Source organism: Algoriphagus kandeliae (assembly GCF_004571135.1).
GTDB classification, from domain to species: domain Bacteria; phylum Bacteroidota; class Bacteroidia; order Cytophagales; family Cyclobacteriaceae; genus Algoriphagus; species Algoriphagus kandeliae.
Window position 1 is genome coordinate 918,765 of record NZ_SPSB01000002.1, and the last position, 14,303, is coordinate 933,067.

Genomic DNA, 14,303 nt, shown 5'->3' on the forward strand with positions numbered 1-14,303 from the left:
ATACGAGTATTCGGGTAGCTCATGTTTCATTTTTGGCTTCCTTTGACTCCTTTTCTGTAAAGCGGAATCTGAAAACCTAAATAGGCATCGATGCTGCGAGAGTTTTTGGAAATCAAATTAGTAAGAATCGATCCGGAACCGATGGTAGCAGGACCGATCCTGAACCCAAGGCCCCAAGACAGTGATCCTTCATATTGCCGATAGCTAATAGGGCTGTAAACACTTAGCCATCCCGTTTCCATTCTTGGAGTAAGCATGAAGTTATTTACGATTTGGCTGACCGGTAACTCTTGATGATTTCGAAGAGAGATCGAGCCCTGAGCAGCAAGATAAAAGCGGTTGGTAATGGCATAATCCGCAAAAATCTGCAAAGAGGTAGGCATTCCTAACTTACTAGCTTTATCGGTTCTTAGGCCTTCATAATTTTCCTCTAAGACATCCTGAAAGTTACCCTCATTCAATTCATCCAGTGAAATGGTGTTGTTCATATCGTAATTCCACCTGCTAAACTCGGCGTAATTAACTCCCCCTATATCAAGTACTGAAACTCCAGCTTTGAATTTATATCCATCAGTGTAGGCTCTTTCAGTTTGATTTTTCATTTCAAAAATAAACCCGAGATCCATTCCAAATCCTGATTTTAGGTTATCTAGATTAATGTTCTCGATGTCAAAATTATTCGAGTAGCCATAGCGAAATTGACCTTGGGTGGTGAGTGTGTTGGGATTTTGAAGATAAACGGCTCCAAATAAATCACTGGAACCGATAGCTCCTCCAGCACCACCAAGATATTTGAATGTTGCGGCACCTCTTATTGAATAGTTTTCCTGTTCAATGATGACACGGCCATAAGTAAGTCCTATTTCTCCCCACAAGTGAAAGATGCCTTCAAGGTCTCTCATCAATACCTCATAATTTTCGGATTCATCTCCTGGACTCGATATGGATTCAAAAAATTCCCCACCGATATTATTGAGATTGAAGAAGGTTCTCAATCGGGTACTAAGTGCAATACTGTGTTTAGGGCTGAGGTTCATTTGAAAGCCCGGTCCCATGAAATCTAGATTTCCTACAAAATTGTTGTTCGGTTTTGGGTTTAAACTGCTGTTTTCCTGCAAACTCCGAAAGGTTGTGATATTATTCAGATTGGACAGATTGATACCGATGTAATCATTTCCGACATAGCCACTGAATGATAAAAGGTGTATTTCTGCCTTGAGTCTGGGATTGATCACATTGGCAGGATTCAAGGTAAGGCCTTTGATTCCCGCACGGTTATCAATTTGAGCTCCAAAAAGGGTTTGTGACCAGGTCTGATAGCTAATCGAAAAAGAGAAAATAAAAATTAATAGTCCCTGGGAAATGGAAGCTTTCATAGTGAAAGATTTTTGGATAGTGCCAATTATCTAGACAATACCCGAAATAATCTTTTAAAATTCAATGAGTTTCCTCAGTTTTTCTCTAAATCTTTCTTCAGGCAAAAACTGTTTTTCCAAATTTGGTGCAAAGGGAACCGGGGTATCCAAACTTCCTTCCCGCATCACAGGTGCATCCAAGAATTCAAAGCAATGCTCAGAAATCCAAGCACAGATTTCAGCTCCGATTCCTCCGGTCAAACAGTCTTCCTGAAGAAAAATTACTTTCCCTGTTTTTTTGACAGTTTCCCTGACGGCTTCCTGATCCCAAGGAAGCAAGGTCCGAAGATCTAAAATATCAGCCGAAAGCCCCATTTCGGCAACTGCCTTCTTTGCCCAATGAATCCCCATGCCATAGGTAATGATCGACACATCGCTTCCTTCTTCTACCAATTGAGCTTTACCAATTTCAATCGTATAGTAATCATCCGGAATTTCCGCACTCAAGGAGCGATAAAGAGCTTTGTGCTCAAAGTACAAATAAGGATTTGGGTCCTCGATTGCAGCATTCAACAGTCCTTTCGCATCGTAGGGATTGGAAGGGTAAACTATTTTCAATCCAGGTGTGTGAAAAAACCAGGCCTCATTGGATTGGGAATGAAAAGGTCCGGCTGCTACTCCAGCACCGGTGGGCATCCGAACAACCACATCAGCATTCTGCCCCCAGCGGTAATGGATTTTCGCAAGATTATTGACAATCTGATTAAAACCTACCGACACAAAATCCGCAAACTGCATTTCGACCATAGCCTTAAAACCCTTAACTGATAGACCTAAGCCAGCTCCGATGATGGCACTTTCGCAAAGTGGTGTGTTTCGAACCCGCTCCGCTCCAAATTGCTTGACAAAGCCTTCCGTAATCTTAAAAACCCCGCCATACTCACCGATATCTTGGCCCATTAGGACGAGGTTTGGATATTTTTCCATGGACTGTCGAAGGCTGTCGCTGATGGCATCTACGAACCGTCTTTCGCTTGTTTTTCCGGAAACAGGTTTGATCAACTTTTGCTCGAAAGGAGCATAGACATCCTGTAGCTCTTCCTCAATTATTGGAGATATAGCTTCTTCGGCGAAGGCTTTTTCCCAAGCTTCAGTGATCGCTTTTCTTACTTTTTTATTGACTTGTTCTTTTTTCTTTTCATCCAGCACACCGATGGACTCCAAGTAGCTTTCATAGGTTTCCACCGGGTCCAGTTTAGCCCATTCTTCCATCAATTGCTTAGGGACGTATTTGGTACCGGAGGCTTCCTCATGACCTCGCATCCGGAAAGTGATGGCTTCTACAAGAACTGGCCGAGGCTTTTTTCGAATGTCAACGGCTAATTTGGATATGGTTTGATAAACATCAAGAATATTGTTCCCTTCGATTCGGACAGTTTCGATCCCATAGCCAGGGCCTTTGTCGGTGAAGTTTTTGAAAGCAAATTGCTCTCGGTTTGGCGTCGAAAGTCCATAGCCGTTATGCTCAATCACAAAAATGACTGGCAATTTCCAAACCGCTGCCACATTTAGTCCTTCATGGAAATCTCCTTCCGAACTCGCACCATCGCCTGAAAAAACCAGTGAGACTTTCTTTTCCTTGGAAAGTTTATGCGCTAGGGCGATTCCGTCAGCAATCGCCAATTGAGGGCCTAAGTGAGAAATCATTCCTACGATATGATGCTCTCTTGACCCAAAATGAAAAGACCGATCACGGCCCTTGGTGAATCCGGATTTTTTCCCCTGAAACTGTGCAAAAAGTTTTGCTAAAGGGACTTTTCGCCCTGTGAAAATCCCCAAGTTTCGGTGCATGGGAAGAATAAATTCATCCGCCTGAAGTGCTTGTACCGCACCGACCGAGATGGCTTCCTGACCCCAGCCACTAAACCATTTGGAGATTCTTCCCTGTCGAAGAAGGATTAGCATTTTTTCTTCGATTCGTCGTGGAATTAACAGTCCTTCATACAATTCGAGCAATTTAGAATCACTAAGATTCTTACGATCAAAATTCAAGGATTTACCTGGAGTAGTGGCTAGTTCCATAGATATAGAATTACCCATCTAAGGTACAAGATGCGCACATAATCTCAAGGGAAATGATTGGAAGCTTTTTGCAAATTGGCCCCGACCGGAGTCGGGGCTAAAAATTAATTGCAAGGAGTTAAAAAGTATTTGCTGTACGTTTCAAAATTAGCCAAAAGCCCGTCTCAGTCCTTTTCGAAGGCGTTAAGCTTGTTTTATTAAAAATCTAAGTAGATAGCATTTGCTTAATATTTGGGAAATATCCAAGTGATTTAGGGCATTTGCCGTATGGACTTTAGCTTTAGATTAGGGCAACTTTGAAATAAAAACCATGAAGAATTTTCAAAAATTACTTTTCGCTTTTGCTTTCGTACTGTTGATTTCTTCTTGCAAGGAGGATGATGAAATGAGCCCTGTTGCCGGCGATTGCCCTGCAGGAAAGGTCTGTTTTAAGTTAAATGGTTCTGATATTCAGGTGGATGCTGTTTGGTTTGACATCAACGGACAGCGAACCCGTGTTTATTATGAAAATGGTTCGGGTACTTCTTACGAAAATATAGAGATTGATTTTTATGGGACTACACCGGGTACATATCCTGTAGTAGGTCAAAACTGGTCCTCAGGAGATGCTAGTTTTCAATATTTCAAGGCTAGTGGGTCTGGAGGCGCTAGCGGAAATTCCGGATCGGTGGAAATCACAGAGGTAGGCACTACTATCAGTGGTACTTTTAGTGTAAGTGGTACGGATTCGCAGGGGAATTCTGTACAAATCACTGATGGAGTGATTAATCGAGTTCCGGCTGAGTGATGTTTTAATTCCTAATCCAAAGATTTCAAATAAAAATTAAGAACAAAAGGATACAAAGGTCTGCCTGTAGTTTAAACCTCAGGCAGACTTTTGTATATGAGAATATTAAAATGAACTATAAAGCCCAATGAATTTTTCGGGTTAAACCTGATCAGGTTCTGGGTGAACATAAGGAGCTCTGTAAGGTCTCCTTAATTTGGCGGTCGCTTCCGGATCACCGATTACCGTTCTGGTTTTTGGATCATATTTCAAAGGACGCCCTCCCAATTCCATGGAGATATTCGCCAAAATGCAAGAAGCTGTAGAAATATGTCCTTGCTCTACATCAGCGATCGGTAAGGTTTTGTTGTCGATGGCTTTGAGCCAGTCTTTCATGTGAAGGCGCGTAGCCGGAGCAGCATTGAGTTCTATCCTATCTTCGGTTACATCTTCTGGGTACTCTTCTTTTTCATATACCACATCATAATGCTTGGCTTCTTCACCTTCACCATAAGGGATGAAGTCAGCTTGCATGGTACTACCGGCAAGCATTCCGTTTTCGCCATAAATTTTGAATGCCCAAGGGTATTCCGGATCTACAGGATTACCCCAAGTACGATGCTGCCAAACGACATTTAGTTCTGGGAATTCGAAAATGGCTGTCTGTGTATCCGCGATATTGGATTTGCCTTCTTTCTGGACAAAGATGCCGCCTGTGCCGGTAACTTGGCTTGGCCAGCCTAATTTGAGCATCCATCGAACAGTGTCGAGCATGTGAACGCACATGTCACCAGTGATACCGTTGCCATATTCCATAAAGGTTCTCCACCAACGGGTATGAGGAAGTCCGTCGTATGGTCGTAATGGTGCTGGTCCGGTCCATAATTCATGATTGAAAAAGTCTGGGACTTCCTGAACGGGTGGATTCCCATTAGCACGCATATGGTAATAGCAGCAAACCTCAGCATGCGAAATCTTTCCCAATTTGCCGGTATCAATTATCTCCTCTTTGGCCTGAATTAAGTGAGGAGTGGATTTTCGCTGAGTACCGATTTGAACTACTCTATTGTATTTTCTGGCAGCTGCCAAAATCGCCTCTCCTTCAATTACATCTACGGAAATAGGCTTTTGTAAATAAACATGCGCCCCCGACTTGATGGCATCAATCGCTTGCAAGGCATGCCAATGGTCTGGAGATCCAATGAGAACCAATTCTGGTTTTTCCTTGGCTAAAAGATCTTGGTAGTTTTCGTAGAGTGGAGGGACTTTTCCGGATTTTTGTCTTTCAGAAACCAATTTTCCAGCTGCTTCCAGCATATTTTTATCCGGATCGGCTAATCCTACCACCTCGATATCAGCGACTTGAATCAGTCGAAATAAGTCAGATTTTCCATACCATCCTGCACCAATTAATGCAGTTCGGATGGGACCATCAGGGTTTTTTAATTCCATTCCAAGCAGTCCAAAACTGGCAAGGGTCATCAAAGCGGAGGATCCTTTTAAAAAATCGCGGCGATTAAATTGATTCATAGGTTATTGGGTTAAGGTTGATGCATCTTTCAATTTACGAAAAGAGCCAAAAGTTGCAAATCAACCTGTGATGGAAGGAGATAAGAGAAAATCCTTTGCCCCCAAAAAATAACATGGAAGACCTAACCGAGTTAGCAGGAAAAAGTCAGAACCTTCCCAATAGGAACCAAAGGAATGTTTTGAAAAAGAGAAATCGGAGGTTTTCGATTTGATTTATAGGCTTACTCCAAATTTTTCACCCAAAGCCATTAGGTCTTTCACTACAGGTTCCAACAAAGGAATTCCTTCTACTCGTCGGATAGCTTCCAATTCTCGTTCAGGATCTCCCGGAATCAATACTTTTTCATTTCCTTCGGTAGGCTTTGCTGATCGGAACCGTTTTATCCAATTGTCCATATGGGATTTAAATTCTTCGGCTGGACGGAACGCATCCACGCGCATCGCCCCGAAAAAATGTCCGATTCCTTCTCCCACTGGATTAGGATCTGGCTCCAAAAATGCGACGAAAGGAGGAACCCAAGGTCCATAATTTGCGCCGGAAAGAACAGCTGAGAAAATATCTACCACTGCACCCAAGGCATAGCCTTTGTGTGAGCCATGTTCACGGTCTCCGCCTAAAGGAAGTAATGCGCCTCCTTCTTTTACCCCATTAGCCGAAGTGGTTGGGTTCCCTTCTTTATCCTGAATCCAACCCCATGGGGCATCTTGATTTTTGCGCTGAAGAATTTCCAGTTTTCCATTAGCAGCAGTAGTTGTAGCCATATCCGCTACAAATGCAGGTTCTTCCTTAGCTGGTATGGCAACAGAAATTGGATTGGTGCCCAAAAGTCGCTCTTTGGAGAAAGTTGGACTTACTAAAGGGCTGGCATTTGTTAAAGAAATCCCAATCATATCATGGTCCAAGGCAATCATAGCATGATAACCTGCAATCCCGTAATGATTGGAGTTTTTGACAGAAACCCAGCCGGTTCCGGCTTTGCTTGCTTTTTCGATGGCCACATTCATGGCATAAGGAGCTACTACCAAACCCAAACCACCGTCTCCGTCCACCACTGCAGTTGAAGGAGTTTCATGAACAATTTTGATACTTGGAGAGGTGTTGATCCTTCCTTTTTCCCACAAGCGCACGTAGCCAGAAAGTCGAGCTACCCCATGACTATCCACCCCTCTTAGATCAGCTGAAAGCAAAACTTCTGCACCAATCTGAGCATGAAGTTCCGAACAGCCCATTTTGAGAAGGGTATCATGGGTGAATTTGTACAAACGGTCGTAAGAAAAATTTTGCATAGCCAATATTTCAAAGGAAAACTAGGACAAAGATAAAAGTCTTTCGCTTTGGCTAAGGATAGATCAGTTGGTTTCTACCTCCTGACGAAGAACTTCCGCAATTGCCCCCTCTTTTAATGCGTAATGTGAACAGGTGATGTTCTGAACAGGGACGTACTTTAATATAAAATCAATAAGGGAAGAAGCCACAACAATCATATCCACCCGCATCGGAATCATGCCGGGAATTTGAAGGCGTTCGTCTCGGTTTTTGGAGAGCAATAATTGATGGATTCTATGAAATTCGCTAGCTGGTAATTCGAACACATGCTGACCGGTAAGTTTGCACTGAAGCATGGACTCAAAGTAAATGTCCGTCAGTGTATCAAAAGTCCCAGAAGCACCAACAAGGCTGCAAGGCTTGTATTGGGAGATAGCTTTTAAAAGTGGTTGAAGTTTTTCTTCTAAATAATTATGAAGGCGCTGAAGTTCGGAAGTCAAAATGGGATCATGATGATGGAAAAGTTCCAAAAGTCTTTGTCCGCCTATCTCAAAGCTTCCTTTCCAGAATACTTCTTCAGAGGTTCCGATGATAAATTCAACCGATCCCCCACCGATATCCATCATCAGTTCAGTTTGCCCATTGAGCGAACCGGAGAGTTTGATGCCTTCGTAAATTAGAAGCGCTTCTTCTTCTCCACTGATGACTTTGATGTCTATTCCAATTCTTTTTTTGACTTCTTGGACAAATTCTTCTCCGTTTTTGGCATTTCTTACGGCACTTGTTGCAAAAGCAAATACTCGATCAATTTGCTCGCCATCGATGAGATTTTTGAAATGAGTAAGGGTATGATAGGCGCGTTTTAAAGCATCAGGCGCGATGTGGTCTTGGTTAATACCACCCTGCCCAAGCTTTACAGGAATTTTTTCCTTGTATAAAACTTTAAATCCGTCTTTAACTAACTCGACCAATACTAAATGAAATGTATTGGTTCCCATGTCTATCACCGCTGCCTTCTGGGTACTCATACTGCCAAAATTTTGGATGGGCGAATATAGAAAGTTCTTGTAAAATCCAGAGTTCTTGTCTCTTAAATATTCTGCCCAATGGTTTAAAAGCTTCATCTAGCCCTAATTGAAGCCAGCCATCCCTTTGAATTTTTTTCCTCCTCCCAAAGCCTATTATATTTGGCTTTCGCAAAACCAAATTTTATGGATAATCAGAATAAACCCATTTATACCGGATCTACGAACGAAGAGAAAATCGAGCTACTGCGAAGAAAAAATGCAGAGGCAATGCTCGGTGGAGGAGAAGGAAGGATAGCTTCCCAGCATAAAAAAGGAAAGTTGACGGCTCGGGAGCGAATTGAGCTTTTGCTGGATGAAGGAAGTTTTCAGGAAATAGACCGCTTTGTGATGCACCGTGCCAAAGATTTTGGTTTGGATAAGGAGCATTACTTGGGGGATGGCGTAGTGACTGGCTATGGTGAGATCAACGGAAGATTGGTTTATGTTTATTCTCAAGATTTCACGGTTTTCGGAGGGTCTCTTTCTGAAACTCATGCAGAGAAAATCTGCAAAATCATGGATATGGCCATGAAAAATGGGGCTCCGGTGATAGGTTTGAATGACTCTGGTGGTGCTCGAATTCAAGAGGGGGTTAATTCACTGGGTGGTTATGCGGATATTTTTTATAGAAATACCCTAGCATCGGGAGTTGTTCCTCAGATTTCTGCCATCATGGGACCTTGTGCCGGAGGAGCTGTTTATTCTCCTGCGATTACAGACTTTATCCTTATGGTAGAAAACACTTCGTACATGTTTGTGACAGGTCCGAATGTGGTTAAGACTGTAACTCAAGAAACTGTTACTGCAGAAGAGTTAGGTGGAGCTTCCGCCCATAGTACGAAATCAGGGGTGACGCATTTTGCTTGTAGAAATGAAGTGGAATGCATTCGTCACATCAAAGATTTGCTGAGTTATATCCCACAGAATTGCGAAGAAATTGCTCCAGTTTATCCTTATGAATTAAAGGCTGATGAAAGCCGAAAAGAGTTGGATACAATTGTTCCGGAAAACCCGAATCATCCCTATGATATCCGAGATGTAGTTCGAGGAATTGTGGACTCTGATTCATTTATGGAAGTTCATGAAAACTATGCGGATAATATCGTGGTTGGTTTTGCTCGAATCGCTGGGAGAAGTATTGGAATAGTTGGAAATCAGCCACAATCCATGGCGGGTGTATTAGATAATCATGCTTCCATCAAAGCCGCACGATTCGTTCGTTTTTGCGATAGCTTCAATGTGCCTTTACTAGTATTGGTGGATGTTCCTGGATTTTTGCCTGGAACAGACCAAGAATGGAATGGAATCATCACGAATGGAGCGAAATTGTTGTATGCTTTTTCAGAAGCAACAGTTCCAAGAATTACAGTAATTACCCGTAAAGCCTATGGAGGTGCTTATGATGTGATGAATTCTAAGCATATCGGGGCTGATATGAACTTCGCTTGGCCAACAGCTGAGATTGCCGTGATGGGTGCAAAAGGAGCTGCAGAAATTATCTTTCGAAAAGAAATTGCAGCAGCCGCCGATCCAGAAGCAAAACTTCAGGAAAAGGTGGATGAGTACACGGCGAAATTCGCCAATCCTTATCGTGCAGCACACAGAGGCTTTATCGATGAGGTAATTGAACCTTCCGAAACTCGAATCAAATTGATCAAAGCCTTTAAAATGCTTGAGAACAAGGTGGACAAGCTACCTAGGAAAAAGCATGGGAATATTCCTTTATAGACCATGGCGAATAGACCATGGTCCATAGCTAGATATTGCCTAAATTTATAGATGGCTTTTAAATTCGAAAATCTTCAAGTTTGGCAGAAAGCAATGGACTTGAATGACCTAGTTTTCCAAATTTCCTCAGCATTTCCTCAGGAGGAAAAATTCAATCTTTCCTCTCAAATCAGAAGAGCCGCAGATTCAATAGCATTAAATATTGCAGAAGGAAGTACAAGTCAATCTAACCCTGAATTCGCAAGGTTCTTGGGTTATGCAATTCGGTCAGTCGTAGAAGTGGTGTGTGCTTTATTTATTGCAAAAAGAAGAAACTATTTATCTGATGATCAATTTCAAGAAGCATATTCAAAAAGTGAGGAATTAGTTAAAATGATACAGACATTAAAACAACGTTTAAAATAAAAACTCTATGGACTATGGTCTATTGACCATTGACTAAAACAAAACTATGGATCCACAAAAACAATTTCTATACAAATACCTCAATAATGCTTCGCCTACAGGTTTTGAGGCTTCAGGTCAGCAAATATGGTTGGATTACATCAAGCCGTATGTTGACACTTATTTTACCGACAATTATGGAACGGCAGTCGGTGTGATTAATCCAGACTCCAAGTACAAATTTGTTATTGAAGCGCATGCAGATGAGATTAGCTGGTTTGTCAACTATATCAAAGACGACGGCTATATCTATGTAAGAAGAAATGGTGGATCTGATCATATGATTGCACCATCCATGCGTGTGAATATTCATACAGATAAGGGACTTGTTCCTGGTGTATTTGGTTGGCCAGCAATTCACGTCCGAAAAGAGGGAAAAGAAGATGCGCCTACTTTGGACAATATTTTCATTGATGTTGGAGCCCGGTCAAAGCAAGAAGTGGAGGATATGGGAATTCATGTGGGCTGTGTGATCACATTCCGGGATGAATTAGTTGAGCTGAATGATAAATTTTATTCAGGAAGAGCTTTAGATAATCGGATAGGAGGATACATGATTGCTCAGGTGGCTCGGAAAATCAAAGAATCAGGTAAAGAGCTTCCATTTGGTTTATACATAGTAAATGCGGTTCAGGAGGAAATTGGACTAAGAGGAGCTCAAATGATCGCTCATCGAATTAAGCCAAATGCCGCGATTATTACTGATGTTTGCCATGATACTAGTTCGCCAATGTACAGTAAAATAAGTAGTGGAGATCAGGTGGCAGGAAAAGGTCCGGTTTTAACCTATGGAGCCTCTGTTCACAAGAAACTTTTGGATCAAATCATTGATACCGCCAAGAAAAAGGATATTCCTTTCCAGCGATCTGCAGCTTCCCGAGTTACAGGTACAGATACTGATGCCTTTGCATACTCTAACGAAGGAGTTCCATCAGCTTTGATTTCGCTGCCGTTGAAATATATGCATACCACGGTAGAAACTGCGAGCAAGGATGATATCGAGCAGGTAATTCAGCTGATGTATGAATTTTTAATGGATTTTGATCCAGAATTTGATTTCAGATATATCAGTTAATAGGGTATTGGTTATCGGTTATTGAGTGGAGAACTTTCCGCTATTTATTGAATAACTGATAACCAATTTCTTTTAATTACGATGCATTTCACAGATCATCTCAATAGAAGAATCTTCTTACCAAGCCCGCCTAAAAGAATCATTTCCTTGGTGCCTTCTCAAACCGAATTATTGGTGGATTTGGGCTTGGAGGACCGATTGGTCGGTGTAACAAAATTCTGTGTGCATCCTGATCATATCAGAAAGACCAAAACAATCATTGGCGGTACCAAAACCTATCACTTTGATCGAATTGATTCTTTAAATCCTGATTTGATTATTGGGAATAAGGAGGAAAATGATCAAACAGGTATCGAAAGCTTGGCAAAAAAATATACAGTTTGGATGAGTGATGTGAAGGGCCTTGCCGATACTTTTTCTTTGGTAGAGGATTTGGGGAAATTGACAGAAACTCGAGATAAAGCCGAAGAATTACTAGTCCAGCTAAAACAAGAATTTAAGAAACCCATTCCCAAAAGAGGAACTGCGGTTTATTTGATATGGAATGATCCTATCATGACTGCAGGGGCAGATACTTTTATTGATCAAATGCTTCATTGTGCTGGCTTTGAAAATTTAATTCAAGAAAAGCGATACCCGGAGATATCATTGGAAGACTTAATTGAATTAGCTCCTGATTTTCTGCTTTTAAGCTCTGAACCCTTTCCTTTTAAAGCGAAACATGCAAAGGAATTTCAACAAGCTTTGCCCAATGCGAGGATAGAAATTGTAGATGGAGAGTTGTTTTCTTGGTATGGGACCCGCATATTGAAAAGTATGCCTTACTTCCGAATGCTTTTTTAATTCATTCGCTTCTGACCACTTGTAAAATTTTGAAAATTATACCGAGTCTTTTTTAAAAATTTCAATTAACTTTTCTGCCTCATTACCCAATCTATTGCTTAATCAAAAAGGTTATTTACTGGATGAATCCGTAAATTAGAGTCGATTTATCCAAAAGCCTTTAAAAAGAAATCACTTTATAGTATGAAGAAAAGAAATTTACTCTGGGTAGCCTTATTTGCTGCCGTTTGGTCCTGTGGGCCAAAAACAGAAAATGTAGAAGAAGTTGAGATCGAGGAGGAAGTAGTTCTTCCTGACAATTCTCTCACCGAAGAAGAAAAAGCCGAAGGATGGATGTTGCTCTTCGATGGTCAGTCTATGGAGGGATGGCGCGCATTCAATGGAGACAGTACCCCTTCCAACTGGATTATTGAAGATGGTGCCATGAAAGGCTTAGGAGCTACTGGAGGTAGTGACATCGGTGGTGATATTGTATTTGGTCCGATGGAGTTCGAGGAATTTGAATTGGAATTCACATGGAAAATTTCTCCGGGAGGAAATAGTGGGGTTTTCTATCATGTGGTTGAGGGACCGGATTACAAGGCTCCTTATTACACGGGGCCTGAATATCAGGTGATTGATCAGCTGGGTTTTGCAGATCCTTTGGAGCCTTGGCAATCTTTGGCGGCCGATTATGCGATGTATGAACCGGATTTGGAAGGAGAAGGAGTGGTAAAGCCAGCGGGAGAATGGAATGTTTCTAAGATTATTTTCACCGAAGAAGGGGCTAGCTATTGGTTGAATGGGAAGAAGACCGTTGAGTTTGTTCCTTATTCTGAGGACTGGACTGCTAGAAGGAACTCAGGAAAGTGGAATGATTTTCCAGATTATAAAATCGCCAGAAAAGGTTTGATCGCACTGCAGGATCATGGTGACCCTGTTTGGTTTAAGAATATTAAAGTTAGAACACGATGAAAAAGATATTGATTACGGCCCTTCTTTTGGCGGCTGTCCAAGTAGTTTCCTTTGCCCAGAAAAAACAGAAATTATTCAATGGGAAAGACCTCGAGGGCTGGGTTATTTATGGTACTGAGAAATGGTATGTGGAAGATGGATTGCTAGTTTCTGAAAGTGGACCCGATAAAGGCTATGGTTACTTGGGTACTGAAAAGAATTTTGACGATTTTGAATTGACTTTAGAGTTCAAGCAAGAGGCTAATGGAAACAGTGGTGTATTTATTCGCTCTACTGTAGATGGGACAAAAGTTTCCGGATGGCAAGTAGAGGTAGCGCCTCCAGGAAGTGATACCGGAGGTATTTATGAATCCTATGGAAGAGGCTGGTTGATCAAGCCGGATCCAGAAAAAGACTCCGCGCTCAAATTTGGCGATTGGAACAAAATGCGAATCGTGGTGAAAGGTGATAATGTAACTTCCTATTTGAATGGAGTGGAAATGGTAAATTTCTCGGATGAGAAGATTGGAGAAGGAAAAGGAGGTGTTTTGCTCCAGATACACGATGGTGGAGGGATAAAAGTCTATTGGCGAAATATTGTTCTGAAAGAACTTTAATAGCCCAAATTATTCAGAATTTCCCCTCTTGAAACTTGTTTTTGGGAGGGGAAAATTTTTTCCATGCATTTTCTCATTCTGTATCAGGGTTTTAGTGATTGGTGTAAAAAAAGGTTGTTGTTTATGCTTGCGGAGGAGAAAAAACCTCCGATATTTGTGGTCCCAAAAGCGCAGTAAGGCGCTGGGGACGGTTTGAGGGAAGGGGTTGGAAGGGATTGAGACGGCGGTTTAAAATTTTTTTTTGGACCATGGTGTTGCGGGAAGAAAAAAATGCTTTACCTTTGCAGTCCCGTTCGGAAGGAGCGGGCGAAAAAACGGTCAGAGTGACCAAAGACACAGGACGTATCCCGGGTAGGGGTTAGTTTTGCTGATCCGGTGGGATTCACCGGAGAAGTTCTTTGAAATGTTGTACAGCAGAAAGCCAAAAAAGAGACAGGGCGGCCGGTAGCGATACCGGGCGTTAAATTAAGGTTACTATACAATGGAGAGTTTGATCCTGGCTCAGGATGAACGCTAGCGGCAGGCCTAATACATGCAAGTCGAACGGTAGGGTTTACTTCGGTGAACCTGAGAGTGGCGCACGGGTGCGTAACACG

General features: G+C 42.0%; 12 protein-coding genes and 1 rRNA gene. 8 read left to right on the forward strand and 5 right to left on the reverse strand.

What is annotated here, in order from left to right; all coding sequences use genetic code 11:
- Positions 1–26: 26 nt before the first annotated feature.
- Both E4S40_RS08595 and E4S40_RS08600 read right to left on the reverse strand, forming a co-directional pair.
- A complete protein-coding gene (locus E4S40_RS08595) occupies positions 27–1,376 on the reverse strand; it encodes a hypothetical protein (RefSeq protein WP_135073034.1) in 1,350 nt (449 codons plus the stop codon).
- Between the two features lie 54 nt (positions 1,377–1,430).
- Positions 1,431–3,437 (reverse strand): alpha-ketoacid dehydrogenase subunit alpha/beta, encoded by a 2,007-nt coding sequence (locus E4S40_RS08600; RefSeq protein ID WP_135073036.1) that lies wholly within the window; start codon positions 3,435–3,437, stop codon positions 1,431–1,433.
- A gap of 310 nt (positions 3,438–3,747) precedes the next feature.
- Here E4S40_RS08600 and E4S40_RS08605 point away from each other — a divergent pair, with 310 nt between their 5' ends.
- Entirely contained in the window at positions 3,748–4,224 is a 477-nt protein-coding gene (locus E4S40_RS08605; protein WP_135073038.1) for a DUF6252 family protein, read from the forward strand.
- Positions 4,225–4,365: 141 nt separating this feature from the next.
- Here E4S40_RS08605 and E4S40_RS08610 read toward each other — a convergent pair whose 3' ends face one another.
- The 3 genes from E4S40_RS08610 to E4S40_RS08620 form a co-directional block, all read right to left on the reverse strand.
- Entirely contained in the window at positions 4,366–5,733 is a 1,368-nt protein-coding gene (locus E4S40_RS08610) for a Gfo/Idh/MocA family protein (RefSeq protein WP_135073040.1), read from the reverse strand.
- 213 nt (positions 5,734–5,946) lie between these two features.
- A complete protein-coding gene (locus E4S40_RS08615; protein WP_135073042.1) occupies positions 5,947–7,020 on the reverse strand; it encodes an Ldh family oxidoreductase in 1,074 nt (357 codons plus the stop codon).
- A gap of 63 nt (positions 7,021–7,083) precedes the next feature.
- Entirely contained in the window at positions 7,084–8,028 is a 945-nt protein-coding gene (locus tag E4S40_RS08620; RefSeq protein WP_135073044.1) for a Ppx/GppA phosphatase family protein, read from the reverse strand.
- A gap of 183 nt (positions 8,029–8,211) precedes the next feature.
- Here E4S40_RS08620 and E4S40_RS08625 point away from each other — a divergent pair, with 183 nt between their 5' ends.
- The 7 genes from E4S40_RS08625 to E4S40_RS08655 all read left to right on the forward strand — a co-directional run.
- The gene (locus E4S40_RS08625; protein WP_135073046.1) at positions 8,212–9,795 is read left to right on the forward strand and encodes an acyl-CoA carboxylase subunit beta; all 1,584 of its coding nucleotides are present in this window, start codon (positions 8,212–8,214) and stop codon (positions 9,793–9,795) included.
- Positions 9,796–9,846: 51 nt separating this feature from the next.
- Positions 9,847–10,200: a four helix bundle protein gene (locus tag E4S40_RS08630; RefSeq protein WP_135073049.1), complete on the forward strand. Its 354-nt coding sequence runs from the start codon at positions 9,847–9,849 to the stop codon at positions 10,198–10,200.
- Positions 10,201–10,246: 46 nt separating this feature from the next.
- Entirely contained in the window at positions 10,247–11,314 is a 1,068-nt protein-coding gene (locus E4S40_RS08635) for a M42 family metallopeptidase (RefSeq protein ID WP_135073051.1), read from the forward strand.
- An 81-nt stretch (positions 11,315–11,395) separates the two neighbouring features.
- Positions 11,396–12,157, forward strand: a complete 762-nt coding sequence (locus tag E4S40_RS08640) for a helical backbone metal receptor (RefSeq protein ID WP_135073053.1) — start codon at positions 11,396–11,398, stop codon at positions 12,155–12,157.
- Between the two features lie 183 nt (positions 12,158–12,340).
- On the forward strand, positions 12,341–13,111 hold the full coding sequence (locus E4S40_RS08645; RefSeq protein ID WP_135073055.1) for a 3-keto-disaccharide hydrolase: 771 nt from the start codon (positions 12,341–12,343) through the stop codon (positions 13,109–13,111).
- Complete coding sequence (locus tag E4S40_RS08650; protein ID WP_135073057.1) at positions 13,108–13,707, forward strand: 3-keto-disaccharide hydrolase; 600 nt, start codon at positions 13,108–13,110, stop codon at positions 13,705–13,707. The genes E4S40_RS08645 and E4S40_RS08650 overlap by 4 nt, the downstream gene beginning before the upstream one ends.
- Positions 13,708–14,185: 478 nt before the next feature.
- Positions 14,186–14,303, forward strand: a 16S ribosomal RNA gene (locus E4S40_RS08655); the annotation flags it as partial.

Coding starts and splice junctions, on each gene's coding strand:
- E4S40_RS08610 (WP_135073040.1), bottom strand. CDS start 5,733: ATGAATCAATTTAATCGCCGCGATTTTTTAAAAGGATCCTCCGCTTTG.
- E4S40_RS08595 (WP_135073034.1), bottom strand. CDS start 1,376: ATGAAAGCTTCCATTTCCCAGGGACTATTAATTTTTATTTTCTCTTTT.
- E4S40_RS08625 (WP_135073046.1), top strand. CDS start 8,212: ATGGATAATCAGAATAAACCCATTTATACCGGATCTACGAACGAAGAG.
- E4S40_RS08615 (WP_135073042.1), bottom strand. CDS start 7,020: ATGCAAAATTTTTCTTACGACCGTTTGTACAAATTCACCCATGATACC.
- E4S40_RS08650 (WP_135073057.1), top strand. CDS start 13,108: ATGAAAAAGATATTGATTACGGCCCTTCTTTTGGCGGCTGTCCAAGTA.
- E4S40_RS08630 (WP_135073049.1), top strand. CDS start 9,847: ATGGCTTTTAAATTCGAAAATCTTCAAGTTTGGCAGAAAGCAATGGAC.
- E4S40_RS08600 (WP_135073036.1), bottom strand. CDS start 3,437: ATGGAACTAGCCACTACTCCAGGTAAATCCTTGAATTTTGATCGTAAG.
- E4S40_RS08620 (WP_135073044.1), bottom strand. CDS start 8,028: ATGAGTACCCAGAAGGCAGCGGTGATAGACATGGGAACCAATACATTT.
- E4S40_RS08645 (WP_135073055.1), top strand. CDS start 12,341: ATGAAGAAAAGAAATTTACTCTGGGTAGCCTTATTTGCTGCCGTTTGG.
- E4S40_RS08640 (WP_135073053.1), top strand. CDS start 11,396: ATGCATTTCACAGATCATCTCAATAGAAGAATCTTCTTACCAAGCCCG.
- E4S40_RS08605 (WP_135073038.1), top strand. CDS start 3,748: ATGAAGAATTTTCAAAAATTACTTTTCGCTTTTGCTTTCGTACTGTTG.
- E4S40_RS08635 (WP_135073051.1), top strand. CDS start 10,247: ATGGATCCACAAAAACAATTTCTATACAAATACCTCAATAATGCTTCG.